The sequence below is a fragment of the Sphingomonas sp. C3-2 genome (assembly GCF_033025475.1).
Lineage (GTDB): Bacteria > Pseudomonadota > Alphaproteobacteria > Sphingomonadales > Sphingomonadaceae > Sphingobium_A.
On sequence record NZ_CP130322.1, the window covers coordinates 391,943 to 408,338 of the forward strand.

The 16,396-nt window shown below is 61.7% G+C and carries 15 protein-coding genes; 6 read left to right on the forward strand and 9 right to left on the reverse strand.

Annotation, left to right across the window (positions count from 1 at the left end):
- The first annotated feature begins 163 nt into the window (after positions 1-163).
- Both gyrA and QYC26_RS01835 read left to right on the forward strand, forming a co-directional pair.
- Entirely contained in the window at positions 164-2,833 is a 2,670-nt protein-coding gene (gene gyrA, locus QYC26_RS01830) for a DNA gyrase subunit A (protein ID WP_411197640.1), read from the forward strand.
- Complete coding sequence (locus tag QYC26_RS01835) at positions 2,830-3,174, forward strand: DUF952 domain-containing protein (RefSeq protein WP_317513704.1); 345 nt, start codon at positions 2,830-2,832, stop codon at positions 3,172-3,174. The genes gyrA and QYC26_RS01835 overlap by 4 nt, the downstream gene beginning before the upstream one ends.
- 34 nt (positions 3,175-3,208) lie before the next feature.
- Here QYC26_RS01835 and QYC26_RS01840 read toward each other — a convergent pair whose 3' ends face one another.
- From QYC26_RS01840 to QYC26_RS01850, 3 genes are all read right to left on the reverse strand, one after another.
- Positions 3,209-4,897, reverse strand: coding sequence for an adenylate/guanylate cyclase domain-containing protein (locus QYC26_RS01840; RefSeq protein WP_317513705.1), 1,689 nt, complete (start codon positions 4,895-4,897; stop codon positions 3,209-3,211).
- A 70-nt stretch (positions 4,898-4,967) separates the two neighbouring features.
- On the reverse strand, positions 4,968-5,594 hold the full coding sequence (locus QYC26_RS01845; protein ID WP_317514975.1) for a lysoplasmalogenase: 627 nt from the start codon (positions 5,592-5,594) through the stop codon (positions 4,968-4,970).
- Between the two features lie 147 nt (positions 5,595-5,741).
- Entirely contained in the window at positions 5,742-6,173 is a 432-nt protein-coding gene (locus QYC26_RS01850; RefSeq protein WP_317513706.1) for a DUF488 domain-containing protein, read from the reverse strand.
- A gap of 91 nt (positions 6,174-6,264) precedes the next feature.
- Here QYC26_RS01850 and trmFO point away from each other — a divergent pair, with 91 nt between their 5' ends.
- Positions 6,265-7,593: a methylenetetrahydrofolate--tRNA-(uracil(54)-C(5))-methyltransferase (FADH(2)-oxidizing) TrmFO gene (gene trmFO, locus QYC26_RS01855; protein WP_317513707.1), complete on the forward strand. Its 1,329-nt coding sequence runs from the start codon at positions 6,265-6,267 to the stop codon at positions 7,591-7,593.
- On the opposite strand, the gene QYC26_RS01860 is transcribed toward trmFO, so the two are convergent.
- Both QYC26_RS01860 and QYC26_RS01865 read right to left on the reverse strand, forming a co-directional pair.
- Positions 7,594-8,073 (reverse strand): EF-hand domain-containing protein, encoded by a 480-nt coding sequence (locus QYC26_RS01860; protein ID WP_317513708.1) that lies wholly within the window; start codon positions 8,071-8,073, stop codon positions 7,594-7,596.
- A 59-nt stretch (positions 8,074-8,132) separates the two neighbouring features.
- Positions 8,133-8,810, reverse strand: a complete 678-nt coding sequence (locus QYC26_RS01865; protein WP_317513709.1) for a squalene/phytoene synthase family protein — start codon at positions 8,808-8,810, stop codon at positions 8,133-8,135.
- A 123-nt stretch (positions 8,811-8,933) separates the two neighbouring features.
- Here QYC26_RS01865 and QYC26_RS01870 point away from each other — a divergent pair, with 123 nt between their 5' ends.
- Genes QYC26_RS01870 through QYC26_RS01880 form a run of 3 tightly spaced genes read left to right on the forward strand, consistent with a single transcriptional unit; the run spans position 8,934 to position 12,096 of the window.
- On the forward strand, positions 8,934-10,865 hold the full coding sequence (locus QYC26_RS01870; protein ID WP_317513710.1) for a pilus assembly protein TadG-related protein: 1,932 nt from the start codon (positions 8,934-8,936) through the stop codon (positions 10,863-10,865).
- A complete protein-coding gene (locus QYC26_RS01875; protein WP_317513711.1) occupies positions 10,862-11,449 on the forward strand; it encodes a pilus assembly protein in 588 nt (195 codons plus the stop codon). Before QYC26_RS01870 ends, QYC26_RS01875 begins: the two co-directional genes overlap by 4 nt.
- Complete coding sequence (locus tag QYC26_RS01880; RefSeq protein WP_317513712.1) at positions 11,446-12,096, forward strand: TadE/TadG family type IV pilus assembly protein; 651 nt, start codon at positions 11,446-11,448, stop codon at positions 12,094-12,096. The genes QYC26_RS01875 and QYC26_RS01880 overlap by 4 nt, the downstream gene beginning before the upstream one ends.
- A 52-nt stretch (positions 12,097-12,148) precedes the next feature.
- Here QYC26_RS01880 and QYC26_RS01885 read toward each other — a convergent pair whose 3' ends face one another.
- From QYC26_RS01885 to eno, 4 genes are all read right to left on the reverse strand, one after another.
- The gene (locus QYC26_RS01885) at positions 12,149-13,507 is read right to left on the reverse strand and encodes a pyruvate dehydrogenase complex E1 component subunit beta (protein WP_317513713.1); all 1,359 of its coding nucleotides are present in this window, start codon (positions 13,505-13,507) and stop codon (positions 12,149-12,151) included.
- Positions 13,507-14,574, reverse strand: coding sequence for a pyruvate dehydrogenase (acetyl-transferring) E1 component subunit alpha (gene pdhA / locus QYC26_RS01890; RefSeq protein WP_317513714.1), 1,068 nt, complete (start codon positions 14,572-14,574; stop codon positions 13,507-13,509). Before pdhA ends, QYC26_RS01885 begins: the two co-directional genes overlap by 1 nt.
- 96 nt (positions 14,575-14,670) lie before the next feature.
- Positions 14,671-14,982 (reverse strand): FtsB family cell division protein, encoded by a 312-nt coding sequence (locus QYC26_RS01895; protein ID WP_317513715.1) that lies wholly within the window; start codon positions 14,980-14,982, stop codon positions 14,671-14,673.
- A 124-nt stretch (positions 14,983-15,106) separates the two neighbouring features.
- Positions 15,107-16,390, reverse strand: a complete 1,284-nt coding sequence (gene eno, locus QYC26_RS01900) for a phosphopyruvate hydratase (protein WP_317513716.1) — start codon at positions 16,388-16,390, stop codon at positions 15,107-15,109.
- Positions 16,391-16,396 lie beyond the last annotated feature (6 nt).

Sequence of the window (16,396 nt, forward strand, 5' to 3'; positions counted from 1 at the left end):
TCACGCGCACACGCGTACGCGCGCGAGGGACTGGTAATGGTGCCCCCCATGCTTTAGAGGTAGTCGATCAACGGATTCACTATCTGAAAGCAGCACTTTGAGCACCGACGAGACACTGCTCGCCGATCCTTCGGACATTACCCCCATCAACATCGTCGACGAGATGAAGTCGAGCTATCTCGACTATGCGATGTCGGTGATTGTCAGCCGCGCCCTCCCCGATGTGCGCGACGGCCTGAAGCCGGTGCACCGCCGTATTCTCTATGCCTGCCACGAAGCGGGCTATGTCGCCGGGCGACCGTATCGTAAGTGCAGCCGCATCGTCGGCGACGTGATGGGTAAATATCACCCGCATGGCGACAGCGCGATCTACATGGCGCTTGCGCGTCTGGCGCAGGACTGGTCGATGCGCGTGATGCTCGTCGACGGTCAGGGCAATTTCGGCTCGATGGACCCAGATGAACCGGCGGCCATGCGTTACACCGAAGCGCGGCTCGCCAAGGTTTCGAACGCGCTGCTCGAAGATCTCGACAAGGATACCGTCGACTTCCAGCCGAACTATGACGCTTCGGAAAGCGAACCGCAGGTGCTGCCGGCGCGCTTCCCGAACCTGCTGGTCAACGGTGCCGGCGGCATCGCGGTCGGCATGGCGACCAATATCCCGCCGCACAATCTGGGCGAAGTCATCGCCGGCTGCCTTGCCTATATGGATAATCCGGCGATCACCGTCGAAGATCTGATCCAGATCATCCCGGGCCCCGATTTCCCGACCGGCGCGACGATCCTCGGCCAGGCGGGTGCACGCTCGGCCTATCACACCGGTCGCGGCTCGATCCTCGTCCGCTCGAAATATGATATCGAGGAAGGGCGCGGCGATCGCCGATCGATCGTCCTCACCGAGATCCCCTATCAGACCGGTAAGTCCGGCCTCGTCGAGAAGATCGCCGAAGCCGCCAAGGACAAGCGGATCGAGGGCATCAGCGACATTCGCGACGAATCGAACCGCCTCGGCGTTCGCATCGTGATCGACCTGAAACGCGACGCGACGCCCGAAGTCGTGCTCAACCAGCTCTGGCGCCACACCCCGGCCCAGTCGAGCTTCCCGGCCAATATGCTCGCCATTCGTGGCGGCCGTCCGGAAACGCTTTCGCTGCGCGACATCATCGAATCCTTCGTGAAGTTTCGCGAGGAAGTGATTACGCGGCGGTCGAAATTCGAACTGCGCAAGGCGCGCGAACGCGCGCACATCTTGCTCGGCCTCGTCATCGCCGTCACCAATCTCGACGAAGTCGTGCGCATCATCCGTGGTTCGTCGAGCCCCGCCGAAGCGCGCGCCAGCTTGCTCGCCCGCGAATGGCCGATCGCCGAGATCGCACCCTATATCCGCCTCGTCGAAGCCGTCGATCACGAGGTCGAGGGCGATACCTACACGCTCTCCGACATTCAGGTCCGCGCGATACTCGATCTGCGCCTCCACCGCCTCACCGCGCTTGGCCGCGATGAAATCGGCAACGAGCTTGAAGGTCTGGCCGCAAGCATCGCCGAGCTGCTCGCCATCCTCGCGGACCGGGTGAAGCTCTATGCGGTGATGCGCGAAGAGCTCGAGGCCGTGCGCGACGAATTCGCCACCCCGCGCAAGACCAAGATCGCACCAGCCGCAGACGGCATCGATGACGAAGACCTGATCGAACGCGAAGAAATGGTCGTCACCGTCACCATGGGCGGTTACATCAAGCGCACCACGCTCGACAGCTTCCGCGCGCAGCGTCGCGGCGGCAAGGGCCGCGCCGGCATGTCCACCAAGGACGAAGATGTCGTCACCGAATTGTTCGTGACGTCCACCCACACGCCGGTGCTGTTCTTCTCGAACCACGGCAAGGTGTACCGCATGAAGGTGTGGCGCCTGCCCGAAGGCGGCCCCGCCACGCGCGGCCGTCCGCTCATCAACCTGCTGCCGCTTGCTGCAGGCGAGACGATCTCGACCGTGCTTCCGCTCCCCGAGGACGAAAATGAATGGGGCAAGCTCCATGTCATGTTCGGCACCGCCAAGGGCTCGGTGCGCCGCAACTCGATGGATGCGTTCACCAACGTCCCCTCGAACGGCAAGATCGCGATGAAGTTCGAGGGTGAGGACGAAGATGATCGTCTGATCGGCGTCGCCCTGCTCGATGAGAATGACGACGTCCTGCTCGCCACCCGTCAGGGCAAGGCGATCCGCTTCCCTGGCACCGATGTTCGCGAATTCCAGAGCCGCAACTCGACCGGCGTCCGCGGCATCCGGCTGGCTGATGGCGACGAGGTCATCTCGCTCTCTATCCTCCACCGCGCCGGGATGAAGGATCAGGAGGAACGCGACGATTATCTGCGCTTCGCCCCCTGGAAGGCCGAGAAGGAAGGTTCGCCCGAAATGGCGCCCGAACGCTTCGCCGAACTTCAGGAACGCGAACAGTTCATCCTCACGGTCTGCGCCAACGGCTATGGCAAGCTCAGCTCGGCCTATGAATATCGCCGTACCGGCCGTGGTGGTCAGGGCATCACCAATATCGACAATATCAAGCGCAACGGCCTTGTCGTCGCGAGCTTCCCTGCGGTTCAGGCCGAACAGCTTATGCTCGTCACCGATCAGGCCAAGATGATCCGCATGGGTCTCAACACCCTGCGCGTCATCGGTCGCGGCAGCGCAGGCGTCCGCCTGTTCAACGTCGCCGACAATGAACATGTCGTCTCCGCCGCCAAGATCAACGAAAGCGATGAGGAAGAAAACGCCGAAGACATCGCTGAAGACGGCGTCGACACCATTGACGGCGGCGAATCCACCGACGGCGAGGCATGAGCGCAGCCACCGCGCTCAAGATACTGACGGCCCAGCAATGGGCGACGTTCCAGTCCACCGGCCGCTTTGAAGGCGCGCCGGTGGATCTCGCCGATGGCTATATCCACATGTCGACCGCCGATCAGGTCGCCGAAACGCTGAGCAAGCATTTCGACGGACAGGATGATCTCGTGCTGGCCCGGATCGCCCTCGCCCCGCTTGGCGATGCGCTGAAATGGGAAGTCTCGCGTGGCGGACAGCCTTTCCCACATTACTACGGCGTTCTGACGCTTTCAGACGTCACCGCCCATGCGCCGATAATGCTCGGCGCAGACCGCCGGCACATCCTGCCAGCGCTTTAACGGTGCACGTGCGGCTGCACGCCGTGCATCGCTCCTATTTCGTCATCGCGCGCCAAATGCCGTCCCACGCCGTGGGCGGCGTCGAGGCCAGTTGCTCGGTCCGCGCGAGCATCGCCTTGGCGGGGCCATCGTCGGGGCACAGCGCCAGGCACTGCGCAAAGCCCTTGCGCGCGATCGCCCAGGCCCCGCGCGCATAGGCATCATAGGCCGCTTCATACAGCCCGATCAGTTCCACGCCGTGCTGTGTCTCCGTACCGCGCATCCCACGCAGCTCATAGATCGCCCCGGCCTCGCTCAAACCCTTCAACACCGCCCGGTCGATAAAGCGCACATCGATCGCGTCGCTCGCCATCTGGCGCGTCTGCTCATCGATCAGGATACGCGTGCCATAGAAACGATTGGCCTCCTCCAGCCGCGATCCGGCATTGGCCACATCGCCCATCACGGTAAAGCTGCGCGCCACATCCGATCCGATGCTGCCGACGATCGCGTCCCCGCTCGAAAGCCCGATCCGGATGCTCATCGGCGGCAGGTCGCGCCGCAGCCCCATCAGCTCGGGCAATTCCTGTTCGAACCGCGCCAGCCGCTCAAACTGCGCCAGCGCCGCGCCGCACGCCTCGATTGCCTGCGTCTCGGGGGAAACGAACGGCGGCACCCAAAAGGCCATGATGCCGTCGCCGATATATTTGTCGATGATCCCGTGATGCTCGCGGATCGCGTTCGACATCTGGGTGAAATAGGCATTCATCATCGTCACCAGCCCGCCCGGCGTCAGCCGGTCGGCAATCGGGGTGAAGCCGGCGAGATCGGAAAAGAACACCGTCACCCGCTGTTTTTCGCCCGAAACGGAGCGCGACGCCTCATCCTCGATCAGGCGCGATACGATGCGCGGATCGACATATTGACCGAACGTCGCCTTGATTTCCTCTTTCGCACGCAGATCGGCCAGCATCGCGTTAAAGGCGCGCGTCACGTCGCCGATCTCGTCGACCGTCGTCACCGCCACTTCGCTGTCGAGCCGGCCGGACTGTACGGCCAGTGCCCCATCGCGCAGCCGGTGGATCGGCACCGTCAGCCCGCGTGAGACGACATAGGCAAGATAAAGCCCCACCAGCGCCGCCACGCCGACAAGGCTGAGATTGGCGATCAGCGCGTGCCGCTCGTTTTGCTCGACGACATGAAAACTCTCGCTGACAAACGTCCCGAGATCGTCCTTCAATACGGTCAGGCTTTCCTCAAGCTCGACGACACGGGTACGCACTAGCAGCATTTCCGCCGCCACTGTCTGCGCGTCGGGCGCCGCGCACAGTGCGTGTACCTCCTTGACCAGCGTCTCATGCATCGTCCGGATCTGCGACAGCGCGGGGCCAAGCTCCGCGAATTTCAGGCGGTTGCGTTCCAGCTGCGCCAGTTCGCTTCCCTGCTCGCGGTACCGGAATGCCTGCGTAATCAGCTTCTGGCTCTGTTCGGCACGCGCATCGAACCCCTTGGAACAGGCGCGCCGCCCATCGTCGTGCAATTGCTCGCGCTCGCTGATCATTTCGGCGCGCAAATTCCCAAGCGTCAGCGCCAGCGGAAACAGCCCTTCCGAAAAGGCCGCAAGCTGCTTGTTCACCCGTGCGGTGGAAAAGGCGGACCAGATCGATGTCCCGATCATCGCGAGCAGCAGCGCCGCCGCAATCGCGAATATCTTGAACCGGATCGATTGCCTCAACGCCACCATAGCCAACACCCCTTCCGCTGCCGTGATGCAACGAAAGCGTGAACATGGCCTTAACTATTTCATTTTCATCCTATTTTCTGAGCGTACGGAGCACGCCCATGCAGATCAGAAACTGCCCGCCATAATAAAAGGCCCAGACCGCAAAGCTCACCCAGCCCGCCCCGGTAAGTACGCCCATCCGCGCGAAGATGAGAAGGTCGGAGACCAGAAACAGCATCGCGCCAATCCCCGTCCAATAGCGCGGAAACCGACTGATCCACGCGCACGCTGCCATCGCCGCCACCGTGACGGTATAGACGGAGACGCTGGCCGCCATCATGCGGTCCGTCGGTAGCGTCCACGCGATCCAGGCCGATAGCGGCACGACGAGGATCGCGAGCGCCTTCTGACTGGTCGTCAGCACCGCCCGCTGATTGCGCAAATAAAGCCAGATCGCAAAGCCGTGCCCGATCGCAAAGGCGATCGCGCCGCGCACAAGGCTTTCGACCAGCAGCACATCGCCCACCGCACCGCAGGCCAGCACGATTGCGAGCAGCAACCCATCGGTATCGCGCGCCGCATTCATCGCGGCGAGCGCCAGAAATCCGACGCCCGCCCCCTTCCACAGAGTCAGCGCAAGGGCCGGCCAGGCCAGCCCCCAAACCATTGGATATGTAATGCCGAAAAACAGGCTGATCCCCACCAGCCCCGCCGTCATGCGGTTCAAAAGCCCCTCCCCCGTTGCCTGGCCTCAACCCTTGTTTTTCCGGGTCGATGGACAGGCTCGTCGATGATCACTCTGATGGCACAGAAAACGGCGCAAACGCTTGAGATCGGTTCTCCGATTTCCCCACACGCTGTTTTGTCAGGCAAAAAGATCAATCACTTGCGCGTCCTTGGCAACTGATTTCAACAACAGCGTCCGGTGGCAGATCGCCGGGTCACGCTCAAAGCACAGCAGCGCGCTCGGCTTTTCGGTCGCAAGGTCGCGCATCATCGCGGCCTCGGCGATTGCCTCGGGCAGTTCAAGCTGATGCGCATAAACACGCTCCAGCACGGCGCGATCATTTTTGCGCGCGGCGTAGCGCCCTTCCGGCGGGGTGCCCAGCGCGCGCAGATGGACGTAATCGATCCCTGCCTCGCGCAGGCCATTCGCCAATATATTCTTTGAAAACCCGGCCTTGCGCGAAAGCGGCACCGCGCGGACATCGATCACGCGCTCGACGCCCGCCGCCTTCAGCGCCGCGATCAATTCGGGCTGGGTCGCGCCCTGATATCCGATCGTGAAGATCTTCATGGCAGCCAGCTTAGCGCAGCAGTAGCCTTTGGCCAGCCTTCTGTCGTAAAGGGCGCGCTTGAATATCGACGCGTGAATTTAAGGGCAGATTTTGAGCACTCATCAGATCCACATCATCGGCGGCGGACTTGCTGGCTCGGAGGCTGCCTGGCAGCTTGCCAATGCGGGCATCAAGGTACGTCTTTCGGAAATGCGCGGCACCGGCGAAATGACGCCCGCGCACCAGACCGATCATCTGGCAGAACTCGTCTGTTCGAACAGCTTCCGCTCGGACGATGCCGAACGCAACGCCGTGGGGCTGCTCCACGCCGAAATGCGCGCGCTTGGTTCGCTCATCATGGCCAAGGGCGATGAATATAAGGTGCCCGCCGGCTCGGCCCTCGCCGTCGATCGTGACGGTTTTTCCGAAGGCGTCACCCAAGCGCTCGCCAGCCACCCCAATATCGAAATCGTCCGCGAACGTGTCGATACGCTGCCCGACGGCCCCGCCATCATCGCCACCGGCCCGCTCACCGCATCAGGGCTGGCCAGCGCGATCGGGGCTGAAACCGGTGAGGACTCGCTCGCCTTTTTCGACGCCATCGCCCCCATCGTCCACCGCGACAGCATCGACCTGGATACCGCCTGGTTCCAGTCGCGCTGGAACAAGGGCGAAGGCAAGGACTATATCAACTGCCCGATGGACAAGGATCAGTATCTGGCCTTCCATCAGGCGCTGATCGACGGCGAAAAGGGCGACTTCAAGCAGTGGGAAAAGGACACGCCCTATTTCGAAGGCTGCATGCCGATCGAGGTGATGGCCGAACGCGGCGTCGAAACGCTCCGCTTCGGACCGATGAAGCCGGTCGGGCTTGACGATCCGCGCACCGGGCGCTGGCCCTATGCCGTCGTCCAGCTGCGGCAGGACAATGCGTTCGGCACGCTCTGGAACATCGTCGGTTTCCAGACCAAGCTGAAATATGCCGAGCAGGTCCGCATCTTCCGCATGATCCCCGGCCTCGAAAATGCCGAATTCGCGCGGCTGGGCGGGATGCACCGCAACACCTTCATCCAGTCGCCCAAGCTGCTCGATCCGCAGCTGCGCCTGAAATCGCGCCCCAATATCCGCTTTGCCGGGCAGATCACCGGCTGTGAGGGCTATGTCGAATCCTCGGCGGTGGGCCTGCTTGCCGGGCGCTTCGCCGCGGCCGAACTGCTCGGCCACGAAATGCCCCTGCCCCCATCGACCACCGCACTCGGCGCGCTTCTCGGCCACATCACCGGCGGGGCGGAGGTAGAGAGCTATCAGCCGATGAACGTCAATTTCGGTCTGTTCCCGCCCATTCCGGGCCGGACCAAAAAGGCAGATCGCAAGCTTCTCTACACGGCGCGCGCGCGCGAAGCGCTCGCCGAATGGGAACAGACGCTGCCCACCGCCTGATCATTCGTCATCGCTGTCCGCCGGCGGTTTCGTCGTCGGCGGGCAGTCGATGCGCTTGGGCGCGGCCTTGCGAACGGGTGCCGTCGTCTGAAATTCGCCTCGCGTCAGGCTTCGTGATCGGTCCGTATCCGCCTTGCCAAATTTCTCGCGCGTCTTGGCAGCCCATTCGTCGAAGCTCAGCCGGCCGTCGCCGTTCACGTCCAGCTTGGCAAAGGCCTTGCGCCGGCTCGCCAGATATTCCTCTTCGGAAATAATGTCGTTGCGGTCCTTGTCGTAACGGTCGAACCGCTTTTGCTCGCGCGTCCGGTCGGTCGCGCGCGGTGGCTCGGGCGCAATCAGCGCCTCGGGGCTCAGCGCCGCATGGCGTGCCAGCGGCGCGGCCGGCAAAACCGGTTCAGCCTCGCTGCGGCTCTGCCACCAGAAAAAGCCTGCCGCCATCAGCGCCAGCGCGGATCCCACCCCGGCCAGAAAACGCCCCATTTCGCCCTCCCCCGTATTGCCGGGAGAAGCTGTATCGTTTCGCTTTCGATATCAAGCCGTCAACGGCCGGTCAGCCGATGACGCAGCATCCGCACCACCCTGCCCGGCGATCCGATCCGACGCGGGGCATCAAGCCCAGCCTGCGCATCGCGCAGCGCCATATGCGCGAGCGCGCCGACCGCCCGCATCGGCTTTGGCCAGCGCATCGCCAGCGTGCCCTCCAACCTCTTGCGCGCGATTACCAAGGCCGCTTCGGCGGTCTCCCGATCGCTGCAGCGAAAGGCGAAATCGACAAGCGCCCAGCCCTCACCCGCCTGCGCAAAACGCGGATCCTCGGGCGCCCCCGTCACCACCGCCAGCGCGGCGAACAGCGAGCCGCCGCGCAGCCGGGCATGCTCATCCAGCGCCTCGGCGGCTAGCGGCATGGGATCGAGCAGCACGACCCAGCCTTCCGCCATGTCCGACAGCCGCGCGAAATCCAGGCCCATCGGCGAAAGCGCGGCGGACAGCGCCTGCAACAACGGCTCGTCCGGCGCCCGCGCCTGCCCCAGCGCCTCGATCGCATCACGCCACCAGGTCAGCCGCATTGTCCCGATCATCGGCTCGGTCGTCGTGCGCACCACATTGGCCAGATGCAAGTCGAGCCCGAACAACAGCTCCCAGGCTTTACGCGCCGATACAGGCACATAGGTGGCAGCCAGCAGAACTTCGGGATCGTTGATATCAATCCAGCTCATTACGCGCACGAAATCCTTCCAATTTGCAAACCAGATGTTAACCAGAACGCCCGATTATTAATGGCCGAAACTAATACTCGTGACAGCATCGGCCTGTGCAGGCGTCGTGGGGGAAGCCAGAGCATGAAATCCGAAGCAAATGCAATCCGCACCCGCCGCCGGGGTCTCTCGGCCCTTGCGCATAGCACCTCGGGCAATGCGATGTTTATCGCCGCCATTGCGATGATCCCGATCATCGGCATGGTGGGTTCCGCTTTCGATATCGGCCGCGCTTACATGGTCAAGACACGGCTCCAACAGGCATGCGATGCTGGCGCCCTCGCTGGCCGTCGCGCGATGACAACCGCCAGCTTCGATACCGACACTGCGGCAAAGCAACAGGCCAACAGCCTGTTCTTCTTCAATTTCCCGCGCGGATCTTTCGGCACAGATTTGGCGAGCCTCAGCTTCTCGCCCGTGGGCACCAACGATGGCCAGGTACGCGCAACAGCCGGCGTCACCGTTCCTATGACGCTGATGCAACTCTTCAATACCCCCGCCGCAGATATCGCGGTCGAATGCGAGGCAAAGCTGGAAATCGCGAATACGGACATCATGTTCGTGCTCGACGTCACCGGTTCGATGAATTGCGCCGTGGGCCAATCAGGTTCGTGCAACAACAACGAAGTGACCTACGCCAAGATCAAAGCGCTGCGCACGGCTGTGGTCGATTTCTACGATACGATCGACACCGCCGTCAGCAACGAAGCCCGGCTCCGTTTTGGTTTCGTCCCCTATTCGTCAACCGTCAACGTCGGTTATCTGCTGCCCTCAGACTATCTGGTTGACGAGAACGAATATCAGTCTCGCCAGCGCCAGCACGACGGAACCTATACGACATCGACGACCAACGGGACCTGGGCAACAACCTCGACCGAGACGTCGGCATGGACGCAGCACAGCTACACGACCAATGTCCGCAGCCGGGATTGCTCGGCACCGTCTGATACGTCCAGCACGCGTAATACAGGAAGCGAAACTGGCGAGACGACGACGAGCGACGAAGGCGTCATCACCACCACATCATCGCAGACGCGCACTGTCACCAATACCGAATATAATCGCACGTACACGGCAACGAGCGGCAACCGCGGAAACTGCCTCATCGAACGACGTACGGTCGTTCAATATCAAAGCCGGACCACTACCGAAACCAAGACTCCGAATTACGTCTGGCAATATGCACCGGTCAAATTCGACACGAGCCAGTTCAAGCTGGGCAATGCCGTTTCGACCCGTACCGGGAATAATTTCTCGATGGAAAGTTCCTCTTGGAACGGCTGTATCGAAGAACGGAGCACGCTGGCGCAGGCCAGTTTCTCTTATCCGATCGACAGCGGCGCGATCGATCTGGATATCGACCGGATTCCAGACAACGATGCTTCCCGCTGGCGCCCATCCTGGCCCGACATCATCTGGAATCGCAGCAACACGGATACCGCGCTATCATCCAGCAACGGCAATAATACCTATTATCAGCCGACTGGCAGTTGTCCGAAACAGGCGTCTCGCCTGGCCGAAATGACACGGTCCCAGATCGAAACCTATGTCAGCCGCAACGCGAATTTCCGCGCAACGGGTAATACATATCATGACGCCGGAATGATCTGGGGCGCACGGCTGATATCGCCAACAGGAATTTTCCAGGCAGATAACGCCGCTGCGCCCAACGGCAAGCCAATAAGCCGCCATATCATTTTCATGACGGACGGCGAGATGCAGCCCAGTTCGAGCGTCTACAGCCTGTACGGGCTGGAGCGGCTCGACGAACGCGTCAGCGGCGGCAATACGAACGATCTGACCGCGCGCCATAACTCCCGCTTTCTCGCGGTCTGTGATGCCATCAAGGCAAAGAACATATCCATCTGGGTTGTCGCTTATTCGCAAAGTCTCACGAGCGAGTTGAGGCGATGCGCGGATTCCGGCCGCGCCTTTGAGGCGACCAACGATCAGCAACTCAAGGATCAATTCAAGCAGATCGCTTCGAAGATCGCCGAACTCAGGCTCGCCAAATGATGCGCCGTCTTGCTTCCCTGCACCGTGCGCGTTCGGGATCGACGGCAATCGAATTCGCCATTCTGGCGCCAGTCTTTCTGATGACCCTGATGGGCCTGCTGGAATTGGGGTACCAGACCTACATCAGTTCGGTGCTCGACGGCGCGATGAACGATGCAGGCCGGAGCTCCACGCTCGAGGATGGCGCGTCCCAGGTGAATAATATCGATCAGAGGGTCAAGGACCGTATCCTCGAAATGGCACCGGGCGCCACATTCGAGTCTTCTCGCAAAGCCTATTCCAATTTTGCGGATGTCGGGAAGCCAGAGCCCTTCAACGATCTGAACGGCGACGGCGTCCGCGACGAGAATGAATGCTACGAAGACATTAACGGCAACGGCGCTTTCGATCTGGATCGCGGCAAGGACGGCCAGGGCGGCGCGGACGACATCGTCAATTACACGATGACCGTAACCTACCCGCCGATCGTACCTCTTGGAAAGCTGATCGGCTGGTCATCCAGCAACACCGCCTCAGCAACGACCGTGCTCCGCAACCAGCCATTCGGCAACCAGGCGATCCCCAATGTAGAGTGCAAGACATGAAAATTGCCGGACGACTTCGTCGCGCCGCCTGCGGCCTATGGAAGGCCAAGTCCGGTGTCGCCTACATCGAATTCGCTTATGCCTTCCCGGTTTTGATCGTGGTCGGCTTTGGCGGTCTCGAAGCGGCCAACCTGGCTCTGGCCCATATGCGCACCAGTCAGGTAGCGCTCAGCATGGCAGACAATGCCAGCCGCATCGGTCAGGATAGCGCCCTGTCCCTTACGCAATTCCGCGAAAGCGACGCTGCAGACAGTTTTGCGGCGGCAGAAAAACAGGCGGGCCGGTTCAACGTGGTTGGCCAGGGACGCGTCATCCTATCGAGCCTTCAGCAAAATGAGGATGGCGGACAGTGGATCGCCTGGCAGCGCTGTCTGGGCTCACTTGGGGTCGCATCCAGCTATGGTATCGAGGACGAGGGTAAAACCGGCACGACCTTTGCCGGCATGGGCCCCGCCACAAACCGCATCACGGCCCCCGCCAATAACGCGGTCATGTTTGTTGAAATTTTCTATGATTATGAGCCGCTGATAAGCAGCGCGATCTTTGGCAGGCCGCGCCTGCACTACACTGCAGCCTTCAGCGTCCGTGACGAACGCGATCTGACAAAAATCTATCCGTCAAACGGCGTATCCCCAGCCCGGTGCTAAGGACCGCCGACGAATAATACCCGCCCCGGCTTTCCCGGGGCGGGCAATCACCTCAGCGGTACGTAACCTTCTTCACCGCCGCAACGACGCGGTCCGCATCGACAAGCGCCAGCTTTTCAAGGTTCGCCGCATAGGGCAGCGGCACGTCCTCGTTGGTCACGCGCAGAACCGGTGCGTCGAGATCGTCGAAGCCCTGTTCCATCGCCACCGTCACGATCTCGCTCGCGATCGAGCAGACCGGCCAGCCTTCTTCGACCACGACCATGCGGTTGGTCTTCTTCAGGCTCTTGAGCACGGTTTCGGTGTCGAGCGGGCGCAGGGTGCGCAGATCGATCACCTCGGCGTCGATGCCTTCCGCCGCGAGCTTTTCGGCGGCATCAAGCGCGATACCGACGCCAATCGAATAGCTGACGAGCGTGACATCGCTGCCTTCGCGTATGATCCGCGCCTTACCGATCGGCAGGACATAATCGTCGAGCTTGGGCACGTCGAAGCTGCGGCCGTACATCAACTCATTTTCGAGGAAGACGACCGGATCGTTTGAACGGATCGCCGCCTTGAGCAGCCCCTTGGCGTCGGCCGCGTCATAGGGTGCAATCACGACCAGACCGGGCACGCTGGCATACCAGGGGCCGTAATTCTGGCTGTGCTGCGCGCCCACGCGGCTGGCCGCGCCGTTCGGGCCACGGAACACGATCGGGCACCGCATCTGGCCACCCGACATATAGTTGGTCTTGGCGGCCGAGTTGATGATGTGGTCGATCGCCTGCATGGCGAAGTTGAACGTCATGAACTCGACGACCGGGCGAAGCCCCGCCATCGCCGCGCCCGTGCCGATGCCGGCAAAGCCATATTCGGTGATCGGCGTGTCGATCACGCGGCGCGGGCCGAATTCCTCGAGCAGGCCCTGCGTCACCTTGTACGCGCCCTGATATTCGGCGACTTCCTCGCCCATCACGAACACGCGGTCGTCGGCGCGCATTTCCTCGGCCATCGCATCGCGCAGCGCTTCGCGGACCGTGGTCTTCACCATTTCGGTACCGGCGGGAATGGCCGGATCGGCCACAGCCACCTTGGGTTCTGCGGGCTTGGCAGCCGCCTTGGGCGCCGCTTCGACAACCGGGGCAGCTTCGGCCTTGGGGGCAGCGGCAGGGGCGGCAACGTCTTCATCCTCGCCGCCGATCAGCGCGATCACCGTACCCACCTTCACGCCGTCAGTGCCTTCGGCCACAAGGATCTTGGCGATCGTGCCTTCGTCAACGGCCTCGAATTCCATCGTCGCCTTGTCGGTTTCGATCTCGGCTAGAATGTCGCCGGATTTCACTTCGTCGCCTTCCTTGACGAGCCACTTGGCGAGCGTGCCTTCCTCCATCGTGGGAGAAAGCGCGGGCATCTTAAGTTCCACAGCCATCAATATTCGTCCACCAGCACGTCGGTATAGAGTTCGGAGGCATCCGGCTCCGGCGAGGTTTCAGCGAAATCGGCCGCTTCGGACACGATCGCGCGAATTTCCTTGTCGATATCCTTGAGCGCGTCTTCGCTCACGCCCAGCTTTTCCAGCTCGCGCTTCGCGGCCTCGATCGGGTCGGACTTTTCGCGCACCGCCTGCACTTCGTCACGCGAACGGTATTTGGCGGGGTCGGACATCGAGTGGCCACGATAGCGATAGGTCTTGAGCTCGAGAAGGATTGGGCCCTTCCCGCTGCGCACCCATTCGACGGCTTCTTCAGCCGCGCCACGCACCGCGAGCACGTCCATCCCGTCGACCTGCAGGCCGGGGATACGGAAGCTTTCGCCGCGACGGTAAAGCTGGTCTTCGGCCGACGCGCGGTTGACCGATGTGCCCATGGCATATTGGTTGTTCTCGATCACGAAGATGATCGGAAGCTTCCACAGCTCGGCCATGTTGAAGCTTTCATACACCTGGCCCTGGTTCGCTGCGCCATCGCCGAAATAGGCCATAGCAACGCCGCCATCGCCGGCATATTTGTGCTTGAACGCAAGCCCCGCGCCCAGCGACACTTGGGCGCCCACAATGCCGTGGCCGCCGTAAAATTTATGCTCGACCGAGAACATGTGCATCGAGCCGCCCTTGCCACGCGAAATCCCGGCTTCGCGGCCAGTCAGCTCGGCCATGATCACCTTGGGGTCGATGCCGTAGGCCAGCATATGGCCATGGTCGCGGTAGCCCGTAATCACGCTGTCGGTCTTGGAATCGAGCGCCGACTGAAGGCCGACGGCAACGGCTTCTTGGCCGATATAAAGATGACAGAAACCGCCGATCAGGCCGAGACCGTAAAGCTGGCCGGCCTTTTCCTCGAAGCGGCGGATGAGCAGCATCTCGCGATAAAATTCCAGCAGTTCGTCCTTGCTGGCCTTGTATCGTTGCGGCTCCTTCGGGCGCTCACGATTGCTTGCCGGAACTGCGGCGCTTTGGGGCGCCTTGCTGGGAGATTTCGCTGAGGATGATCTAGCCAATTCGTTCACCTAGGGAGGGGATTAAGAACGCTGGTCTATAGGCCGGGATCACCGGATTCCGCAACGGCAACGCGCAATTTTCTAACGCGTTTGTGTTCAATTAAGCGGAACGATCACTTCATCGGGATGGGCAAGCCCCAATTCGCGGCGAATTAGCTCGTCCGCCATGTCAGGATTGGCCTTTTTCGGGTCGAGCAGCGCCACGCGATTGGCGAGCACCGCCTTTTCCTTTTCAAGCCGGGCAAGCTCACCCCGGCTCTGCTCCAGCTGGCGGCTGTAATCGCCCCATGCCAGAACGCCATTATTGCCGATAACGGCATATCCGCCAAAAAGGGCAATGACGAGCATCATCATCGCCGTCGGCGCGGCGGAGCGCAAAAGCGCGAATGATGATTTACCCTTCTTCATTGTGACACTTTGAATCACATGCGACTCGGCGAATCAAGCGATTTTCCGCTCGATTCGCCGAATGCACCATCGTTGACACACAAGGGCCCGGCACACTCCGGCCAGGCCCTTGAAAAGGTTTGTCTCAGCGCTTGCCCGCAAAGATCGAGCGGCCGGCATAACGTGCCACGCTGCCCAGCTCTTCCTCGATGCGGATCAGCTGGTTGTACTTGGCGAGCCGGTCCGAACGCGCAAGGCTGCCGGTCTTGATCTGACCGCAATTGGTGGCAACCGCGAGGTCGGCGATCGTCGCGTCTTCGGTTTCACCCGAACGGTGCGACATCACGGCCGTGTAGCCGGCGCGCTGCGCGGTCGTCACGGCTTCAAGCGTTTCGCTCAGCGTGCCGATCTGGTTCACCTTCACCAGCAGCGAGTTGGCAAGGCCGCCGGCAATGCCTTCGCGCAGGCGCTTCGGATTAGTCACGAACAGATCGTCACCCACCAGCTGCACGGTCTTACCGATCTTGTCGGTCAGGATCTTCCAGCCTTCGAAATCGTCTTCGGCCATGCCGTCCTCGATCGAAACGATCGGGTAGCGCGCGCACAGATCGGCCAGGTAATCGGCCATTTCAGCCGAAGAGAACGTCTTGCCCTCGCCTTCCATGTGATAGGCGCCGTTCTTGAAGAATTCGGTCGATGCGCAATCGAGCGCCACCATCACGTCGTCGCCCGGCTTGAAACCGGCCTTTTCGATGCTCGCCATGATGAAATCGAGCGCATCGGTGGTCGATGCCAGATTGGGCGCAAAGCCACCTTCGTCGCCAACCGCGGTCGACAGACCTTTTTCTGACAGGCCCTTCTTCAGCGTGTGAAAGATTTCCGCCCCGTAACGCACCGCTTCCGCCAGGCTTTCGGCGCCGACGGGCATGATCATGAATTCCTGGAAATCGATCGGGTTGTCGGCATGTTCGCCGCCATTGATGATGTTCATCATCGGCACCGGCAGCACATGCGCGGCAACACCGCCGACATAGCGATAGAGCGGCAGGCCGCGCGAATCGGCGGCGGCCTTGGCGGTGGCAAGGCTGACGCCGAGGATCGCGTTCGCACCGAGGCGGCCCTTGTTATCGGTGCCGTCGAGTTCGATCATCGCGGCATCGACTTCAGCCTGATCTTCGGCGTCGAGGCCCAGGATTGCCTCGGCGATTTCGCCGTTCACGGCTTCGATCGCCTGGGTCACACCCTTGCCGAGATAATAGCCCTTGTCGCCGTCGCGCTTTTCAACCGCTTCATGCGCACCGGTCGAGGCGCCCGAGGGCACCGCCGCGCGGCCGAAGCTGCCGTCTTCCAGCGAGATATCGACTTCAACGGTCGGATTGCCCCGGCTGTCGATGATCTGGCGTGCGTGAACGTCGATAATCGCGGTCATGATGTT